Annotated in this window: 16 protein-coding genes and 1 riboswitch; of the genes, 6 read left to right on the top strand and 10 right to left on the bottom strand. The window is 50.7% G+C overall.

What is annotated here, in order from left to right; genetic code table 11:
- Positions 1-36 precede the first annotated feature (36 nt).
- Positions 37-1,590, bottom strand: coding sequence for a BCCT family transporter (locus tag BBD41_RS15385; RefSeq protein ID WP_099478092.1), 1,554 nt, complete (start codon positions 1,588-1,590; stop codon positions 37-39).
- 123 nt (positions 1,591-1,713) lie between these two features.
- Entirely contained in the window at positions 1,714-2,055 is a 342-nt protein-coding gene (locus tag BBD41_RS15380; RefSeq protein ID WP_099478091.1) for a winged helix-turn-helix transcriptional regulator, read from the bottom strand.
- A 122-nt stretch (positions 2,056-2,177) separates the two neighbouring features.
- Here BBD41_RS15380 and BBD41_RS15375 point away from each other — a divergent pair, with 122 nt between their 5' ends.
- Entirely contained in the window at positions 2,178-2,600 is a 423-nt protein-coding gene (locus BBD41_RS15375) for a YybH family protein (RefSeq protein WP_099478090.1), read from the top strand.
- A 70-nt stretch (positions 2,601-2,670) separates the two neighbouring features.
- Here BBD41_RS15375 and BBD41_RS15370 read toward each other — a convergent pair whose 3' ends face one another.
- The 3 genes from BBD41_RS15370 to BBD41_RS15360 all read right to left on the bottom strand — a co-directional run bounded on the left by BBD41_RS15370 (position 2,671) and on the right by BBD41_RS15360 (position 4,644).
- Positions 2,671-3,648, bottom strand: coding sequence for a ring-cleaving dioxygenase (locus tag BBD41_RS15370; protein ID WP_099478089.1), 978 nt, complete (start codon positions 3,646-3,648; stop codon positions 2,671-2,673).
- A 224-nt stretch (positions 3,649-3,872) separates the two neighbouring features.
- A complete protein-coding gene (gene def / locus BBD41_RS15365; protein WP_077568727.1) occupies positions 3,873-4,394 on the bottom strand; it encodes a peptide deformylase in 522 nt (173 codons plus the stop codon).
- Positions 4,395-4,398: 4 nt separating this feature from the next.
- Positions 4,399-4,644: a helix-turn-helix domain-containing protein gene (locus BBD41_RS15360; protein WP_099478088.1), complete on the bottom strand. Its 246-nt coding sequence runs from the start codon at positions 4,642-4,644 to the stop codon at positions 4,399-4,401.
- A gap of 254 nt (positions 4,645-4,898) precedes the next feature.
- On the opposite strand from BBD41_RS15360, the gene BBD41_RS15355 reads away from it, so the two are divergent.
- The 4 genes from BBD41_RS15355 (at position 4,899) to BBD41_RS15340 (ending at position 9,511) form a co-directional block, all read left to right on the top strand.
- The gene (locus tag BBD41_RS15355; protein WP_099478087.1) at positions 4,899-5,588 is read left to right on the top strand and encodes a response regulator transcription factor; all 690 of its coding nucleotides are present in this window, start codon (positions 4,899-4,901) and stop codon (positions 5,586-5,588) included.
- On the top strand, positions 5,585-6,589 hold the full coding sequence (locus BBD41_RS15350) for a sensor histidine kinase (RefSeq protein ID WP_099478086.1): 1,005 nt from the start codon (positions 5,585-5,587) through the stop codon (positions 6,587-6,589). Before BBD41_RS15355 ends, BBD41_RS15350 begins: the two co-directional genes overlap by 4 nt.
- Positions 6,590-6,816: 227 nt before the next feature.
- A complete protein-coding gene (locus BBD41_RS15345) occupies positions 6,817-7,578 on the top strand; it encodes an ABC transporter ATP-binding protein (RefSeq protein WP_077568733.1) in 762 nt (253 codons plus the stop codon).
- Positions 7,568-9,511 carry an FtsX-like permease family protein gene (locus BBD41_RS15340; RefSeq protein ID WP_099478085.1) on the top strand — a complete coding sequence of 648 codons (1,944 nt, stop codon included), beginning with the start codon at positions 7,568-7,570 and terminating at the stop codon, positions 9,509-9,511. The genes BBD41_RS15345 and BBD41_RS15340 overlap by 11 nt, the downstream gene beginning before the upstream one ends.
- Before the next feature lie 294 nt (positions 9,512-9,805).
- On the opposite strand, the gene BBD41_RS15335 is transcribed toward BBD41_RS15340, so the two are convergent.
- The 3 genes from BBD41_RS15335 to BBD41_RS15325 all read right to left on the bottom strand — a co-directional run bounded on the left by BBD41_RS15335 (position 9,806) and on the right by BBD41_RS15325 (position 12,318).
- Positions 9,806-10,297 (bottom strand): DinB family protein, encoded by a 492-nt coding sequence (locus BBD41_RS15335; RefSeq protein WP_099478084.1) that lies wholly within the window; start codon positions 10,295-10,297, stop codon positions 9,806-9,808.
- Between the two features lie 382 nt (positions 10,298-10,679).
- Positions 10,680-11,897 carry an MFS transporter gene (locus BBD41_RS15330; RefSeq protein WP_167392977.1) on the bottom strand — a complete coding sequence of 406 codons (1,218 nt, stop codon included), beginning with the start codon at positions 11,895-11,897 and terminating at the stop codon, positions 10,680-10,682.
- Complete coding sequence (locus tag BBD41_RS15325; RefSeq protein WP_099478083.1) at positions 11,890-12,318, bottom strand: MarR family winged helix-turn-helix transcriptional regulator; 429 nt, start codon at positions 12,316-12,318, stop codon at positions 11,890-11,892. The genes BBD41_RS15330 and BBD41_RS15325 overlap by 8 nt, the downstream gene beginning before the upstream one ends.
- A 247-nt stretch (positions 12,319-12,565) precedes the next feature.
- Here BBD41_RS15325 and BBD41_RS15320 point away from each other — a divergent pair, with 247 nt between their 5' ends.
- Positions 12,566-12,814: a hypothetical protein gene (locus BBD41_RS15320; RefSeq protein ID WP_077568739.1), complete on the top strand. Its 249-nt coding sequence runs from the start codon at positions 12,566-12,568 to the stop codon at positions 12,812-12,814.
- Positions 12,815-12,935: 121 nt separating this feature from the next.
- Here BBD41_RS15320 and BBD41_RS15315 read toward each other — a convergent pair whose 3' ends face one another.
- Complete coding sequence (locus tag BBD41_RS15315) at positions 12,936-13,163, bottom strand: aspartyl-phosphate phosphatase Spo0E family protein (RefSeq protein WP_099478082.1); 228 nt, start codon at positions 13,161-13,163, stop codon at positions 12,936-12,938.
- A 244-nt stretch (positions 13,164-13,407) separates the two neighbouring features.
- A riboswitch (cyclic di-GMP riboswitch) is annotated at positions 13,408-13,505 on the bottom strand.
- Positions 13,506-13,737: 232 nt separating this feature from the next.
- Positions 13,738-19,197: an isopeptide-forming domain-containing fimbrial protein gene (locus BBD41_RS15310; RefSeq protein WP_157929307.1), complete on the bottom strand. Its 5,460-nt coding sequence runs from the start codon at positions 19,195-19,197 to the stop codon at positions 13,738-13,740.
- Positions 19,198-19,437: the final 240 nt, after the last annotated feature.

Below are 19,437 nucleotides of genomic sequence, written 5' to 3'. Positions count from 1 at the left end.
CATCAGGGCTTTATTCATTCAGGCATTATTCATACGTTACTTTCTCCCCTTATTCGCCGCTTCCTCCAAACGTCGGAATCGTTTGAGATCAGCCTTTCGTACGGGCAGCGGCTCATGCGCCATAAGCCTCACCACCGCGACGATCAGCAGCAGCAGAAGCACCGTAAACGGCAGCGCCGCGATCAGGGAGGCGGTCTGAAGCGCCTCTAATCCCCCGGCGTACAGCAGCACGCCAGCAATGCCGGCCATTAGCGTTCCCCATACGATTTTGACCATCAGGGAAGGGTTCAGGCTGCCGTAAGTCGTCATGCTGGACAATATATACGTCGCTGAATCTGCGGATGTCACCAGAAACGTCAGAATCAGAATGATCGCCAGCACGTTCATCACGGAGGATAAGGGCAGCTGATTAAACAGCTGGAACAATGCCGAAGTGACATCCGCATTAACGGCGGCTGCAATCCCGGTATTCTCATGCAGATCATACCAGAGCGCGGTTCCGCCGAATACGGCAATCCACAGACAGGCGATGACCGGCGGCACGACCATAACCCCGACGATAAACTCCCGCACGGTTCGTCCTCTGGACACCCTGGCTACGAAAGCACCAACATATGGTGACCAGGCAATCGCCCACGCCCAGTAGAAAATCGTCCATTCCCTTACCCAAGAGCCTTCCGCATAGGGCTGCAGCCGCAGGCTGTACGATACGAAATTCGAGATATAATCGCCCAGCGCCATGGTGAAGGTCTCCAGAATGAAAACCGATGGCCCGGTGACAAACACAAACAGCAAAAATATGAGCGCCATCGCCAGATTCAAGTTGCTTAAGATCTTAATTCCTTTATCAAGACCTGACGTTGTAGAGATCATGTAGGCCACAAAGATAATCGCCAAAATCCCCATCTGAAGACCGACGCCATTATAAATCCCCGTAATAGTATTCAATCCGCCGCTCATCTGCAGCACCCCAAGACCAATGGAGGTCGCGATTCCCATCACGGTAGCAATGACGGCCAAGATATCAATGCTGTTCCTTACCACCGGCCTGGACCCGGTAACCGGTTCGAGGGCGGTGGACACAAGACCGTTCTTGTTCTTGCGGAACTGCAGGAAGGCAATCACCAGACCGACAAGGGCAAATACCGACCATTGACTGATCCCCCAGTGGAAGAAGGAATAGCCCATCGCCACACGGGCCGCTTCCACGCCTTGGGCCTCTACGCCTGCAAAGGGGGTTTTAAAGAAATGGCTCATCGGTTCCGCGACGCCCCAGAATACAAGCCCGACGCCGAAGCCGGCCGAGAACAGCATGCCGATCCAGGTGAAGAACGGATATTCCGGCTTTTCCTTCTCGCCTCCCAGGCGAATCGTCCCGTACTTACTGGCGGCAACCCAGATCAGAAAAATGATGATAGCAAAAATCGAGAGCAGGTAGAACCATCCGAAATTCGTGGTCGTGAACCTATATAGATATCCCGCCACTTCACCAAAGGCGCCCGGCATGACCGCTCCCAAAATAGCGAGCACCGCAATGATGACGGCTGAAACCGAGAACACGACATTTTTCAATAAATTCTTCTGTTTCACAAAGCTCACCCCAACCGCTTAGTCATCCATTCCTATACAGTATTTGTATTTAAACTGAAATTCATGTACTTAATCGGTAGGACGGATGTGCAGGCGCGGGGTTTATGGGGTAAAGGGTCTTGCCTAAGAGTCCCGCTCATCCTTGTGCGATGCGATATATTCTTCGCCCAGGTGAACCAGTGCTTCAAGGATCGGCTCAAAGCTTCGGCCGTAATCCGTAATCGTGTATTCCACCTTCGGCGGAACCTCGGCATAAACCGTTCTGCGAACGATGCCGGCATGCTCCAGCTCCCTTAGATGGACCGTGAGTACATGCCGCGATACATCCGAGATCGCCCTTTGCAGCTCGCCGAATCTCCGTGTTCCTTGAAACAGCTCATATAAAATGCGGGGCTTCCACTTTCCGCTGATCATCTGAAGGCCGACATCGGCGGGGCAGCCGTAAACCTGGTCTTCGTAAGGCATGGTGCTCGACAACCTCCTCTGTCATCTTTGGATGACTATGTAATCAATTACTGCGTACTTACAGTACGGCTCCTTCTTCGATAAACTGTCGCTATAACCATCATAACGAAAGAGGAGATTCAATGAAATCACCGTTTCCAGACAAGCCTGTCCTTCGGCCGGAAGAGATGAATGCGGCTTTTGCCGACGCTTATAATTCAGGAGAGCTTAGGCGGCTGCTTGCGCTGTATGAGCCCGGCAGCATCCACGTGCACCCTGGCGGAGCTTTGGAGACCGGCCTCGACTCCTTCCGCGCGAGCCTCAAGGAGCTGCTTCAGCTTGGAGGCACCATGACCTCGACTAACATATACTGTATCCCTTTTGAAAATATGGCGCTTTTGCGCGCGCACTTCACATTGCATTCGACAGGACCGGACGGAGAGCCCTTGCTGCTGCAAGGCCATACCTCGGAGATCGTCAGGCAGCAGCCGGAAGGGCATTGGCTGTATCTTGTCGACCATCCCTTTGGGTCTGGACCGCTGGAGGATCTGCCAACGATTCGATAGTGTAAAGCGAAAAAAACCGCCCTGACTCGTTACGAGCCGGACGGCTTTCTCTGCTGCGGCGTTCCGTCTGTTATTCCTTCACGAGTTCCTTCGTGCTGCGCACCGTATCAATCGGCCGCACCAGCTGCTCGATCTGCTCCCGCTGAGGTTCAAGGAACGGCGGCAGGGACAGCTTCTCGCCCAGGGTCTCATACGGTTCGTCGCCCATAAAGCCTGGGCCGTCTGTGGCGAATTCGAACAGGATTTGCGGAGCGACGCGGGCATAGAGCGATTGGAAGAAGTACCGGTCGACGAAGCCGGAGGTATGGAACTGGAATTGGTCCAGGCGTTGAATCCAATGCTCCAGGACCGACCGGTCCTCTACCCGGAAGGCCGCATGGTGGACCGTGCCGAATCCCTGCTGGGCCCGTGGAAGCACGGCATTGTACTCTACGATCACTTGGGCGCCATTGCCGCCTTCGCCAACTTCGAACAGATGAAGCGAGCCTTCCTTCGCTATCTCTTTGAATTCCAGAACCTTCTCCATCATTTCCTTGAAGTACTCGAAATTGGAGACCCTGACGAAGATCGGTCCAAGTCCGGTAATGGCGTATTCCAGCGGAATCGGGCCCTTTTGCCAAGGCGTGCCGGAGGCGATGCCTTCGTTCAATTCATCGGACACAAGCTGATACTGCTGATCGTCGAAGTCGACGAAAGAGAGTCTTTTTTTGCCGAAAAGCTCTTGAATGCCTTGGTGCTTCACCTTCATCCGGTCAAACCGCTTCACCCAGTATTCCAGCGCCGCATCGCTCGGCACGCGGAACGAGGTTCTGTAGATCTCATCGGTTCCGTGCGTGCCCTTCCGGATGCCGGGAAAATCGAAGAACGTCATATCCGTTCCCGGGCTTCCCGTATCATCGGCAAAGAACAAGTGGTACGTCTGGATATCATCCTGATTGACCGTCTTCTTCACAAGGCGCATCCCCAGGACATATGTGAAGAACTCATAGTTCTTCTCGGCGCTGCTGGTTATGGCTGTGACATGATGTATTCCTTTTAATCCATTCATGGTTTCTATTCCTCCATCTCATATGTTAGGCAGTGTGTACAACACGACAACGATTTATTATTTCTAATTCATATATCTTTAATTTAAGATAATTGTAGCACGTATTCGATCTGCCGTCAACATGATCACCGAAAACCAGGTATAGCCTAAAAAAAGATGACTCCTGTCCATATAACCAACAGTCATCATCTTGAATCCATTGCTTAGAAACATGCTTATTCTATTTATACAACCCCCGAATTGGTCAGCCTGATCACGGGCAGCAGCTCGATTCTGCGGTTCGTCTCTTCATGATACAGCCAGCCGTCTTGAACGTGATCGACAAACAGGATTCCGTTCAAATGGTCAATCTCATGCTGCATGCACCGGGCCAGATAGCCCTCTCCTTCCAGAATGACCGTCTCGCCCTGCCGATTGAGCGTCTTCACCTTTACGTGGTCCGCCCGCTTCACATATCCGTAATACCCCGGATAGGACAGGCACGCTTCGGGTCCCGTCTGCTCCCCGTCCATCTCCACGATTTCAGGGTTGATGAGCTCGATCAGCCCTTCGCCGCAATCCATGACCAACAATCGGCGCAAAATCCCGATCTGGGGCGCAGCAAGCCCTGCGCGGCCCTCCTCATCATACAGCGTCTCCGCGAGATCATCCAAAATTTTCAGTGTTCTTGCATTCACCGCTTCAACGGGTCTCGCCGTCTTGCGCAGAATGGGATCGCCAAATGGCACAATCGGTTTTACCGCCATGGTGTTACGCCTCCTTTATCTTTGAAGGTGTCGGTGTATGGACCCATAGATCGCTCGGCGTACATTCCAGTGCCGTACACAGGGCATCCAATGTCTCCACCTTCATCTGCTTGGGCCGGCCCGACAGCAGGGCACTGATGGAGGCCGCTGAAAGACGGTAGTCCGCCTTCTCTTTCAACAGTCTCGCCAAGGCTGCGCCCGACCAGATTCCGCGCTGTGCCATCACGCTTCGCAGCATCCATTCAAGCAAATGCTCCACCTCCCAATCCAACATTTTTTAGAATATATTAGGTATTACCTAATTTTATTAGGCAGCATCTAATTCCGCAAGCCTAAAATCAACTTAATCCTCACACACGGGAAGTCATACCGGTGGTTGGGAGGCGTTCAGCCAAGGCCGATCTGCTCTTCATTGATGACCTTCGTCAATAGCACTTAGCACGATATGCCTTTTTGATATACACTGTAAGAAACAAGCCGAATACATAAAGTGTGGTGACTCCTTTGTTCAAAATTATGCTGATCGAAGACGATGCGACCCTGTTCCATGAAGTCAAGGAACGTCTGACCCAGTGGTCGTACGACGTATACGGAATCCATGATTTCGGGAGCGTGCTTCAGGAATTTACGGCCGTGCAGCCGGATCTGGTGATCATCGATATTCAGCTTCCGAAATATGACGGCTTTCACTGGTGCCGCATGATTCGTTCCCATTCGATCGTGCCGATTATTTTTCTGTCCTCGCGCGACCATCCGACCGATATGGTCATGTCCATGCAGCTTGGGGCCGATGACTTCATCCAGAAGCCGTTCCACTTCGAGGTGCTTATCGCCAAAATTCAAGCTACGCTCCGCCGGGTGTACAACTACAACACCGAGCGCACGGAGCTGAGAACCTGGCGCGGAGCTACGGTTGAATATGTGAAGAATATGGTTACGAGCCCTTCAGGGTCCGTGGAATTAACGAAGAACGAGATGTTCATCTTGAAAATGCTGATTGAGCGCAAAAATCAGATCATCAGCCGGGAAGATCTGATCAAGAGCCTATGGGACAACGAGCATTTCGTCAGCGACAACACCTTGACGGTGAACGTGAACCGGCTGCGCAAAAAGCTGGAGCCGCTTGGGCTTGACGCCTATATTGAAACCAAGGTTGGGCAGGGCTATATGGCAACGGAAGAGGTCCATTCATGATCCGTGCCTATTTGAGAGAACGCCTCAGCTGGATTCTGCTGTTTGTGTGCCTGCAGGTGCTGCTCCTGTTCGTTGCCGCGATCGACAACGCCATTCCCTTCCAGCCGATCTCTTACATCGCCTTTCTGTCCACGCTGGTGTTCATCGTCTTTCTGGCCGTGCGTTACAACCGGGAGACGAGGTTCTACAAGAGCTTGAAGGCATGGGACGATACCTATGATTTGGCCGCGATCGATCAGCCGGAGCTTCCGTTTGAAACACTCGCCATGGAGATGCTCGCGCTGCAGACTGAACGCTTCAAGCGTGAATCCTCCATGCGCCGCATGGAGATGGAGCAGGAGAAGGACGAAATCATGTCCTGGATTCACGAGGTGAAGACTCCGCTGACCACGATGCAATTAATCATTGAACGCATGGAGGATGAATCCCTAAAGTCCAGGCTCATGTATGAATGGCTCCGCATCCACCTGCTGCTGGATCAACAGCTGCATCAGAAGCGCATCCCGTTCATCGAGAACGATCTGTTTATCGAGACCGCGCTTCTGGAGCCGATCATCCACAATGAAATTCGGGCGCTCAAATCCTGGTGCCTCCAAAAGGGCATCGGCTTTGATGTCTCTCTGGAGGTTACGGAAGTGCTGACCGACGCCAAGTGGCTCGGCTTCATGATCCGGCAGCTGCTGACCAATGCCGTCAAATACAGCGAGGCTTCGGACATTATCATTGAAAGCGCCGCGGTTGACGGTCATGCACAGCTGACCATTCAGGATTTTGGCCGCGGCATCGACCCGAAGGATTTGCCTCGCATATTCGACAAGGGCTTCACATCCACGACCAAGCACCTTGACAGCGCCGCAACGGGCATGGGCCTGTATTTGACGCAAAAGGTGGCGGATGCTCTCTTCATCCGCATCCATGTCGTATCCACGCCCGGTGAAGGGACGATCTTCACCCTTACCTTTCCGAAAAAGAATGAAATCGTCCATATTACCGGCATGTGACAACAATGTCACATGCTTTTGTGCTTTGTTCGCCGAATCGAAGGAAAAGCCTCCGCCCCTCCTTTATGATAAGGACAACAAGAAAATAACCGGCGGCCGATCAGAGCGAACAATGCTCAGGGTGCATCGGTCAGGTTATTTTCCACGGGAGACCCGGCGGCAGCTTCAGAAGATACGTTCAGCTCGAACAGCCCCCGGTATCCATACGACAAAGGAGTGAACGAAACGTGGCCATTCTAGAAGCACATCAAATCCATAAAAGCTACGGCAACAAATTCAATAAGCAGGAAGTGCTGAAGGGCATCGACATCAGCGTCGACAAAGGGGAATTCGTCAGCATCATGGGCGCCTCCGGTTCCGGGAAAACAACGCTGCTCAACGTACTGTCCTCTATCGATAAGGTCAGCCTCGGCAGCATCAAAATCGAGGGCAAGGAATTCACGGGCATGAAGGAGAAGGAGCTTGCGGAGTTCCGGAAGCATCACTTGGGCTTTATTTTTCAGGATTACAATCTGCTCGACACCCTGACCGTCAAGGAAAATGTCCTGCTCCCGCTGTCCATCAAGAAAGTCTCCAAGAAGGATGCCGATCAGAAATTCCAGCGCATCGCGACGGAGCTTGGGATCTATGACCTCAAGGATAAATATCCGAACCAGATTTCCGGCGGCCAGAAGCAGCGGACCTCGGCGGCGCGGGCGTTCATCCATGATCCGAGCATTATATTCGCCGATGAGCCGACCGGGGCGCTGGATTCGAAATCGGCCTCGGACCTGCTCAACAAGCTGAGCGATTTGAATCAGAAGATCCACTCGACGATCATCATGGTTACCCATGATCCAGGCGCAGCCAGCTACTGCAGCCGTGTCGTCTTTATCAAAGACGGGCAAATCTATACGCAGCTGAACAAGGGTGAGCAGTCGAGACAAGCATTCTTCAACGATATTATCAAAACTCAAGGCGTGCTGGGCGGTGTGCAGCATGAACATTAATTATCTGATCTACCGCAATTTGAAGAAAAACATTAAAAATTATTATCTGTATGTCTTCGCGCTGATCTTCAGCGTCGGCTTGTACTTCTCCTTCGTTACGCTGCAGTACGATCCGTCCATGGATGAAGTGAAGGGCTCGATGAAAGGGGCTGCCGGACTCGGGGCCGCCTCGGTGCTGCTGGTAGCAATTGTCGCCATCTTCCTGCTCTACGCCAATACGATATTCATCAAACGGCGAAGCAAGGAGATCGGGCTGTTCCAGCTGATCGGGCTGACCAAGGGGAAAATCTTCCGGATCTTGAGCGCGGAAAATCTGATTCTGTATTTCGGCTCAATGGTGATTGGCGTCCTTGCCGGCTTCGCCGCTTCCCGGCTGATCCTGATGATTCTGTTCAAGGTTACCGGCGTCGAAAGCGAGGCCACTCTTAGATTCTCCAGCCAAGCCTTAATCCAGACGGTCATCGTATTTGCTGCCATTTACGTTCTGATCATGATCATGAATTTCACGTTCATTAAGGGGCAGAGCATCCTGTCGCTCTTCCGGGTTGTATCGACCACCGAGAACCGCGTCCGGAAAATGTCGCTTGTCGAGGTGATCCTCGGGCTCCTCGGCATCGGACTCATCCTGGTCGGATATTATGTATCCACCAAGCTGTTCAGCGGCGATTTCACAAACATGAATGAATTGTTTATGGCGATGGTCTTCATTCTAGGGTCGGTCATTATCGGAACCTACCTGTTCTATAAGGGCTCGGTCAGCTTTATTTTCAACCTGATCCGCAAGAGCAAAGGCGGATATCTGTCGGTGAACGAGGTGCTCTCGCTCTCCTCGATCATGTTCCGGATGAAGTCGAACGCCCTGCTGCTCACCATTATTACGACGGTCTCGGCGCTCGCCATCGGGCTGCTGTCGCTGAGCTACATCTCGTATTATTCGGCGGAGAAGTCATCGAAGCAAGGTGTCCCGAATCATTTTGCCATCTCGGTACAGGACGATCTTGCAGCTTTCACGCATGCGCTCGCGGAGGCCGACATCGAATTCAAGCAGACCGATCGGGATGTGATTCAGGTGGACGCGGATGTCTCCAAGATTATCGGGTCCAGCTTTGAAGAAACAGGACAAGACGGCTCTATGATCATCGCGGTCGTTAGTGATGAAGGCATTCAAGACGTTGACGTATCCCCGGAAGAAGCACTGTTTACGGGGTTCAGCGATTCGATCCAGCAATTCATGTCCCTTCAAGACACGGGGCACATTCAGCTTCGCGGCAGCAAGGAGAGCATTCCGCTGCAGTTGATCGGAACGAGAAAGGACTCTTATGTCTCGTATTATTTTGCCAACAATGGCCTGCCAACCGCCATTGTCGATCAAACGGCATTCGATCGGCTAAAACAAGATTTGGATCCCAAGATCCAGAAGGAAACGACTGTCTACCATGGCATCGATATCGTTGATCCAACGGCCATCAATCAGGCGAACCAAGTGTTCATGGATCTGGGTATAGGGGAACGCTTCGGAAATCAGTCCCAAATCGAGATGATTGCGAATCAGAAGAGCCAAATGGGACTCATCATGTTCATCGTCGGATTCCTTGGCCTGACCTTCCTTATTACTTCAGGTTGTATCCTGTACTTTAAACAGATGGATGAGGGCGAGGAAGAGAAGCCGACGTACACGATCCTGCGTAAGCTCGGGTATACCCAAGGCAATCTGCTCCGGGGCATTCAGTTCAAGCAGCTCTTTAACTTCGGCATTCCGCTGATTGTGGGATTGTCGCACAGCTACTTTGCGGTCAAATCCGGCTGGTTCTTCTTCGGAACCGAGCTGTGGGCACCTATGATCATCGTAATGCTGCTATACACGGCGCTGTATTCCATCTTCGGCCTGCTGTCCGTGATGTTCTACAAGCGGGTCATTAAAGAGGCGCTTTAAGAAGGGAATAGCATGTAAGCAGGTTTGAGGGTTCTTCGAGCGATTGGGCTTACATGAGTGGGTATAGTGAAGAAAGTTTGTAGAACAAAATAGAAAGCCAGTTTCGGTTGAATCCGAAGCTGGCTTTCTTTTCGCTTGAATGTGCATGTTTTCAAGTTAAGAATAATTAGAAGCGGAGCGTTCCCCTTTATCCCCGGATTTCAACAATCGAAATGGGATTAGAGGAAATCCGGGGATAAGAGGGATCGGAAGTACAATCCGCATGTGCAGTGCTGAGAACACCCTCCACTAACATTACCAATCCAGCATCCTGCAGCTCTTCTGCAGCTTGCGAACATATACAATCTGACCGATATGATAAGCATTGTGCGTAGCTGCGTTGCTGATGATCTCCCACCACTTGGCCGGCTCCGGGAAGCCGATGACATCCTTCTCCAGGGTATCCATAGACTCGGACAGCAGCGGCTGCCACCCCAATAAAACCTCCACCAGACGTTCCCTTAGCTCGGCAAACGTCACATGATCCGGAAGGAGAAAGCTGTGATCATTGTCTTCAATCGCTGGCACCGCATCCATACGGCCTTCCCTGTACCGGGTCTGCCACGTTTCATTCCAGTAAAGCAGATGCTGAACGATCTCAGCGATGCTGTGGCTGCCGTTCGCCGGCGTCCAGAACGCCTCGTCCTCCGTCAGGTGCCGGGTGGACTGCTGGAACGGAATATGCCAGCTCGGATCATTCGCACCGGCCAGCAGCTGATTCATTAACACGTTACTTGCATGCGCCATAGATGCCTCACTCCTCCACGAAAAAATAAATGGACGCATCGGCGATCCTTATTCATTGTATAACAGGTCATATGTACGGAGATCGGATGAAACGACTATAAATGTTTTTTCCTGAAGGCAGACGATTAAAGGCACTTGAAAACCGAATCTGCATCGGTGATACGACCGTTCGTGTTTTTCTTATGTGTTCCCGGGCAGGAATTGGGATTCAACTGAAAAAGCCTGCGGACTCCGCACCTTGCGGTGCTTCATCTACAGGCTGCTAAAGACGGCTCCGGCGCACCGGAGAGCGTCTAATGGCGGGCGCCGGGGGGCGGTTGGAGCTGTCTGCCGCTCCTTCCAAGGCCTACGGCCGTCTCTTAAGCTTTTCTTACGAATCTGGTCAGGCAGCCGTTCGGGCTTCCTTCTCCCGGCTTTCTTGTTTCCCGACAAGGAAGTAATACAGAATAACCGACAGCGCCAGCAGGACCGCAATGGTCATGTACATGCCCCGGAAGCCTGCAAGCGGCGTAAGGAAGCCAAGAAGGAGCGGGCCGAACCCGATACCGACGTCCACAAAGATGTAAAAGGTCGATGTTGCAAGCCCGATCCGGTGCGCCGGGGAGCGTTTAATGGCGAGCGCCTGAGAGCTGGACTGTGTCGTGCCGTATCCGAGGCCTACGAATACCGCGGACAGCAGCAGAGTTATTCCGTGATGCGCCAAGCCAAGCAGCAGGATGCCGATTGCAAAGGACACGATAGCCGGATACATCACGATGTTCGCTCCCCGGTGATCAAACCAGCGTCCGGTAAACGGCCGGGACAGAATGACCACGATCGCATACACGATGAAGAAGTAGGTTGCCGCTTCCACCAGCCCGATTTCCCCCGCAAAGATCTTCAGATACGACAAAATGCTGGAATATCCGAAGCCCATCACAAAGCTTATGATCGAAATCGGAAGCGCCTTGAGCTCAATGAAGTTGGAGAGCCGCAAGCCCTTCATCTCCCGCTGCTGCTCGGCGGTCAGCACCAGCTTCGGAATGCGCATGCATAACGAGGATATCAATGAGAGCACGCCCAGGATCGCACATAGGACGAAATTGCCTGTCATAGAGGCATGCTCGAGAATCATAAGTCCAATGAAAGGGCCGATTGCCGATGCAATGATGATGCTGACACCGTAATAGCCGGTCCCTTCACCCCTTCTTGAGTTGGGAATCAAGCTAGCGGCAATCGTACCGGTAGCCGTGGAGGCCAGCGCGAAGGCCAGGCCGTGGAGGAAACGAACGATGAGCAGCACCGCTAAGCTGTTAATAATGAAATACAGTCCGATTAAAACGCTGAACGAGACCAGCCCGGTCAACAGCAGCGGTCTTCGTCCGACTCTCTCGATAATGCTTCCTCCGATCAGGCGCCCGATCAGCGCGCCTACCACGAAGATGCTGGAAGCAAAGCCGGCCATTCCTGTCGATGCATGGAATTCCTCGGCCGCATAGGTAGGCATAATAACAACTAATAGATAAAAACAAAGAAAGAGCAGGAAATTGACGCCGAACACAATCAAAAAGTCCTTGCTCCATAAACGATCACGGGAGTTTTCTTGCTGCAAGTTAATCACCTTTTCTTATAATGTTATCCCTGACAGTCTCCATAACACGGATGACGCTGGCTTGCTCTTCGGCGGAGACGCCTTCCATGATCTCCATCTCATAGTCATCGAATAATTGACGAATCTGCAGCACGGCATCGATGCCCTTGCTTGATAACCGGATTCGCTTCTCCCGCTTGTCCGAAGCCGGGATCTGCTCCACATAACCCAGTTTGATCAACGCGTTCACCGTTCTGGTGACCGTGGGCTTCTCTACGTACAAAACTTTGGACAATTCGACCAAGGTCATCGACTGGTTCGCGTCCAGATAATACATAATCGACCACTGGGCATAGTACAGCCCGAAATCCTCGAGCCGCCGATTCAGTTCATTGACGAACGGACGGTACAGTCTGAAGTACTGCTGAAAGAAATGTCGGTAGGTGCTCATGGGGAACCTCCATCCAATTAGTTACTCAAGGTAACTATTTGATTATAAAGTAGTGTTCCGCGAATGTCCAGATATAATGTCTGGTATTCTGATCCTCTTACTAGCTGATGAATCAGTGCGTCTAACAATGTCCATTGGTCGTTTGCACTTCGGGTTATTCAGAAAATATTCAGTTCCTTATGCTTTAATTGGTATATTCCATCCGTCTTCTAGACAGATATTACAGGATTTGTGTGGTGAGGATGAATTGACGTTATCGGAAATACAACAAGAAGCGTTGGAACAAGCTAAGAAGCATGGGAGACTTGTCCGCTGGAAGAAAGGCGGATACTGGACGTATGAGGGTGTCTTGACGAAGGGGGCAGGCTCGGATTCGTCATCCGTACCCAACTTGGAGTGGTATTGCCGAACCAATACGATCTTTGCGCTCGTCCGGCGCGGGTACATTACAATGGATAATTGGAGCAGCTGTTCGCTCGTACAGAAAAATGATTAAACCAACGCACCTGAATTGAAATGGCTTCCCTTAAAGGTGGAGGCGCCATATCTTTTAAGCAAAAAACCCCAGAAGGTCGAGAGCCGACATCCGGGGTTCTATTTTTTTATGGAAGACTTATCTACCCATGCCTTGATTTATTGGACTTCGCGCATGCGCACTTTCTTTTTATCGCTTCCTCTTGGTTCTTTAATTCCATGTAACGGACAATCAGCTTATCGAGCGACTGCGAAAGAGCGACAACATCTTGATGGACGAATTCAAGACTGCCGGCCATTCGCTCAAGTTCCTTCCGAAGATATTCAAGCTCTTGAGATACATGCTTCAGTTCGTTCACTATAGAAACCATCACATCCCATCCCCGTCGTAGCAAGTGATTTATGACAGCTGCCACCGTGTTCGTGGCAAACCTTCTCAAACAGAGAGTCGATCGCTCATCCCTAGACGAACAAACTTTTTACACATGCTTCTCTTAAAATGTTGGAGGCTCTACCCGATTCAGTTCTGCAGCGGCATCAGGTCACAGGGTTATCTAAAATCAACAGTTCCCTATCCAATCGTTGTCGCTTGTCGAATCAGAGGTTTCCGTCGTATTCGGCAACTGGCTGGCATTGTGGGTGCCTATTAGCATCCACGTTAGCCCTTGTAGCTTAGCGTCACCACACTTTCGATGGGTTTGCGATAGATTGTACGAATTATGAATTAGTTTAAATTTTAACTATCTACCATCAGGTGACTTGCTTACAATTATAAAATTTTACTTAAATAAAGAAAATACCCATAATTGGGTAGTGGACAAAAACATCTATGCGAAGGATTCAGATCTTGCTTTTCATCTATAACTGCGCGTTGCTAATCTCTGGGCTATAAGTGAGAACAGCCCCTCCATAATCTTCCGGAGGGACTGTTTGCAACTCATATCTTTATACCTTTTTTCTTCTGATCAGGAACAGTCCTGTAAAGAAAATGATGCATCCAGCCAGCAAATAGCTGTACATATTCGTAGCCGTATTCGGCAATTTATTACCGTTAGGCTCATTTGCTGCCTGATCTCCGGATTGTGCCGGATTCTGTGGAGATGCACCCGATTTGCCTAAGTCTGAATCGTTCCGATCGTCCGGTGTTTGTGCCCCGGTATTCAAATCCCCGTCAGCGTCTCCATTCGAGTCTTCATCCGGGTTCCCGTTAGAATCGCCGTCTGTGTCCTCGTTCGAGTTTCCATTCGGATCTTCATTCGAATCTCCGTCGGAACCTCCCGTGCCACCAGGGTTGGTGTTGTTACCACCGTTATTCCGGCTGTCGGTCACTTCGATGACATTCGATGGCTTTTGTGGACTTGTCACATTATCGCCTGTGACTTCACCGATGTTTTCGATCGTTTTGCCGGCTTGTTCCGCTTTGACGGTTGCCTTGAACGCAATCGTATGCCATTCGGTATCCGTAATCCGTCCAAAGTTACCGCTCACTTTGCCGTTAACGTACTGGCCTTTGTCTCCATCAACGTTATCGGTGACGGAAATGCCGTCCACCTTCAGGCTGCCTGCTACATACGTCAGCCCTTCCGGCAGGACGTCGGCAATCACCAGATTCGATACATAGCTGCCCGCAACGGTATTCCGTGCGGAAATCGTATACTCCAGCGTATCGCCGACCCCGACGATGCCGCCACTTAGATCCCGTGACGTCTTCCGTGACTCGATGACAGGAGAAGGCGTCGGCGGCGTTACAGGCGGTGTGACCGGTGGATTTGGATCTACCGGTGGATTGACGGGTGGATCGACTGGCGGATCAACCGGTGGGTCTACCGGCGGCGTGTCGCCTTCCTCAACCACAATCTCATCCGTTGGGCGGCTCGGCTGATCGATGTTGTCCCCGGTAATTTCACCGGTGTTACGAATCGATTCTCCGGCGCTTGCTACGATCTTCGCCTGGAACTCCAGCGTATGCCATTTCGTATCCCATACATCCCCGACGTTACCGACAACCTGACCTGAAGCATAATGGCCTTTGTCGCTGTCCTGGTCATCGGTGACCGAAACACCGTCGACCTTCAAGCTGCCCGGAATATATTCCAGACCGGCCGGCAGCGTATCCGATATTACCAGGTTGGACATATACGTATCGTCCAGCACCGTTCTTGTCCGGATCGTATAGGTAACGGTATCCCCGACTTCGAATGTTTGCTTGCCCGCTTCAAGATTCATTGCGGACTTCTCGGATACGATCACTGGATCGCGCGGATAGACCTTGACTTCTTCTTCCGGCTCACTAGGCTCGTCGAAATTATCGCCGGTGACAGCGGCAATATTCCGAATATCCTTGCCGGCTTGTCCGGATTGGATGATTGCATGGAACTGAAGCTCATGCCAATCCTCATCCCAGATATCGCCGAATCCTCCGTACACGGAGCGGGTTACCACATGGCCTTCATCGTCGCCTTCATCATCGGTGACGGATTGGCCATCCACGGTCAAGGTGCCCGGCACGTATTCCAGTCCTGCCGGGAGTGTATCCGTAATTTTCAAATTCGAGATATACGCATCCTGTGTCACCGTTCTTGCCCGAATGGTGTAGACAACCGTATCCCCGACTTCGAAATGAGTTTTGCCCGCATTCAGGTTTTCTGCAATTTTCTCCGATTCCACAACCGGATGACGCGGATAAACCTGAACTTCTTCCTCGGACTCGCTCGGTGTGCTCACATTCTCGCCACCGGCTACAGCGGTATTTCGAATATTTTTGCCAGCTTGTCCAGGCTCAATAATCGCTTCGAACTCCAGCGTATGCCACTCGGTGTCCGTAATATCCCCGAACAGGCCGATAACTTGCCCATCGGTATACATACCTCTGTCTTGATCGCTTGCGTCATCCGTGACGGCAGCGCCGTCTACCTTCAGGCTGCCCGGTACATATTGCAGTCCTGCCGGCAGATCGTCCGAGATAACCAAGCTGCTGACAAAGCTCTTTTCGATCGTATTCCGTGCCTGAATCGTGTACCGCAACGTATCGCCTGGTTCAGGGTTACCAGGGTCCGTGTTTCCGGCAGCCTTCGTTTGAAGGACGGCATTTTTGCTGGACTCCAGAACAGGAGGATTGAAACGGACCGTCGTGGTGGTTTCGTTCGATTCCTTCTCTTCCGTGTCGCCTGTTAGTAAGTTGTTATAGCTGATTTGTGCTTTGTTCTTAATTTGCTGATTGGCGGCGCTTGCTAGAACCTTGACTTTAAATTGCACGGTAACGCCGTCAGCCAATTGGCTCGTATTGGCCAAGTCGCCTAACTGAATGCTGACCTGGCTGCCGTCAAAGCGACCTTCGTCGGTGTCGTCGGCATCCGTCAGGTCTTTGGTGGTCGAGCCCAGGATCAATTTCATGGAGCCAGGGACATATTCCGTTCCTTGCGGAATCAGATCCATCACGCTTGCATCGGCGGCGATGTCTCCGCCTTCATTCTTGATCTGAATCTCGTAGGTTACTTCATCGCCGGCACTCACTTCTTGTGGAGATGCGGTCTTGTTAGCTGTCACACAAGGCGACGTACCAAGGAAAATATCATCGATGAAGTTTCCAGCTCCAATGTTTCCACTTGCTGTACTCACCGCCTCAAAGCCGAAGCGAGTGACCGTTTGTCCTGCTGGGACCGTATACGTGCCTGTATAGGTTCCCCATGCTTTGTTACCGTCCGTCATTTGTTCTTGAACTTTGGTGTCGTACGGGTTAGCCGTTGCTGCTCCAATACGAAGCTGCATCGTGTCAACCCCTTGCCGTCCCATATGGGATAGGCGCCAATAGATGGTCTGTCCAGGGGTTGTCTTCACATCCTGGTAAAGCATCCCGTTTTCATAAGCATTTAGTTCCGCCCATTTCCCGCCGTCCGGGGGAGCTGGCCAGTTCTTTACAACCGCAGGATTATTTCGCTCCCAGTCCCATAGTTCAATGACTGGATAACCGTTAGCATCATCCGTGGTCTTCCATCCAGGTACTTCGGATTCATAATAGTAGAGTCCGGACGTATTAACAGCAGTTCCCCGGACAGCGCCTTGCTCAAAACTGCCATTGATCATTGCAACTGGCCTAGCGCAAGCATCAATGACTTCTCTTTCGAGAATACCACTCGACACTTCATTAGAATCGATCGTTTCCTCTTTGCCTGCCAGTAAGTTCTTATAATCAACAGTCGCTTGATTGGTGACCGTCTGGCCGACATGGCTGGATAATGCTTTCACTCTGAATTGAACTGTGATGCCGTCAGGCAAGTCATTGGTATTCTGCAAATTTCCGAGCCTAATGATCACCTTGCTGCCGTCAAAGTGTCCTGCATCTGTATCATCTGCATCGGTTAGATCAATGGTATTGGTCCCGCTCACCATTCTCATGGAGCCTGGAACATATTCCGTGCCCGCAGGAATGACGTCTTCAAAGACGGTATTTGCGGCAACGTCTCCGCCTTCATTTTTAACTGTGACTTCGTAAGTAAGTTCATCGCCTTCAAAAACTTCTCCAGCAGGAGAAACGGATTTCTCTGCGATAACACATGGTTCAGTTCCCAGGAAGATGTTGTCCAGGTAATTACCGAAAGCCAAGGCTCCAGTAGATGTACTAATTGCTTTAAATCCAAAACGTGTTACTGTTTGACCTGCAGGAACCGTATAACTCCCGGAATAAGTTTCCCATGCAGTCCCAGTTGAAATTCTCTTTATTTCTGGCGTGGTATTGAATGGATCGTTCGTAACCGGTCCAATATTAACACTCATCGTGTCCACGCCACTATATCCTCTGTGATCTAAGCGCCAATAGATTGTCTGCCCTGGTACAGTTGGTAAATCTTGATACAGCATACTATTTGTATCCGCATTTAATTCTGCAAATCTACTCGTAAGATTGTCCTGATTCGGAGTGTTTGAAGGTATCGTGCTTGGTCGGGCAGGGTCCATGATTTGAATGATCCCTCTTGGTGTACGGTTAGTATCCGTCGTATTCCACCCTGGAACCGTGTCTGCATAGTAGTAACCGCCTCCGGCTACCGAGTTATCAAAAGTACCAGGTCCCTCCGGCTTTTCAAATTCACCATTAATCAAAGCCACTGGTGATGAACAAGCATTTGGAGGATTAAGTGGATACACGTCAATCGCATTCTTCGGCTCATCAGGCATATCTAGATTGTCGCCCGTAACAGTTGCTACATTTTCGATGCTCTTACCGGCTTGACCCGAAGTGACCTTCACTTGAAAAGTGATACGATGCCACTCAGTGTCGGTTACATCGCCAATCGTTCCGGTTACTGTAGAATCGACAAACTCGCCTTGATCATTATCTCGATCATCACTGACCGGTTGCCCCTCCACTGTCAGTGTACCCGGAACATATTCCAAGCCTTCCGGAATCGTATCCGAGATAACCATGTTTCGAATCAGACTTTCAGAGATCGTATTTCGACTCTGAATCGTGTATAGCAGCGTATCTCCCACTTCAGGCTGGTCCGCAACGGTGTTTCCATCCGCTTTTTCTTGAATCTTCGCCGATTTCTGCGATTCAAGTTGAGGAGGATTTGGATCGAAATTAGGAATGACACGCGAAGCGGCATCGTAAGTAATCTCAATATTTGTAGAGCTCAGGAATCGATAGCTAAGTGTTTCTGGATCAAGTTCGTATACGAGCGTGTTGGTGTTTCCAGCGCCCACATACATTTTCCCGTTCGGCAGGAAGCTAAGAGCCCGCGGTCCAGGATCGATGGATTGGCCGTCTGCACTTACCATAGGAACAGAACGTATTACTTCTGCCGTTGCCGGATCGATTTGATAGACCTTTACCTGGTCAACAAGATCCAAAAGCCAAATAAACCCGTTTTTGTCATAAAGAATGTCGCCACCGTTGCTACTTGTCAAGCCGATAATAACCTTACGATCTTGCTGATTTGTTGTTATATCGTAGTATGCGAGATAATTCTCCCCATTTTCGGTGTAAATATAATAGTATTTATTATCCGGGCTAATTACGGCGTTTGCTGCTGTTCCGGTCAACGTGGCTACCTGTGTAGTAGCACCCGTTTCTGAAATCTTATACAGCCGATTGATGCCGCCACTTCCGCTAAATGCGTAGAAGGCATTTTCCGTCATGGACATCGCTAATCCATTATTAATGAGGAGTGCGTTGTTAAGTGCTAGGCTTGCCTTTGGGTCTAGCTCGCCCGGATTATTTCCGTCGATCTGGTAGATAGCATTCCCGGATATAATATAAGTATCAGTGTCATTAATCGAAAAGGATGCGGCCTGAGCCTGAGATGGCTGTAAAGGAAATATCCCGCCTAAAGCAACTAAAAATACACAAAACTGGATAAACAAACGCTTGATCAATTTTGTGCTCGTACCAGAATGAATACTGCTCAAACATCTCCCTCCAATCGTTGTTAGTCTTGGCCGTCATTGGACTGTAATGAGCCTTAAATTTAATACATTGCTAGTCAAATCGAATCCATACTTCGACTTATGGATTGATCTCAATCCATTTGATCAATACGAGCGAATGGCCGTAACGCCATCACTTACTCATCGCCTCCTACTATGTATTTCTTATTTTCCCAAAGGACGCTCCCTCCTCGAAGGTTCATCTTATCTATAGACAAGGCT

Source organism: Paenibacillus ihbetae, from assembly GCF_002741055.1.
Classification (GTDB): domain Bacteria; phylum Bacillota; class Bacilli; order Paenibacillales; family Paenibacillaceae; genus Paenibacillus_AQ; species Paenibacillus_AQ ihbetae.
The sequence above is the reverse complement of the archived record's forward strand: the minus strand, read 5'-3'. Positions and strand labels throughout refer to the sequence as shown.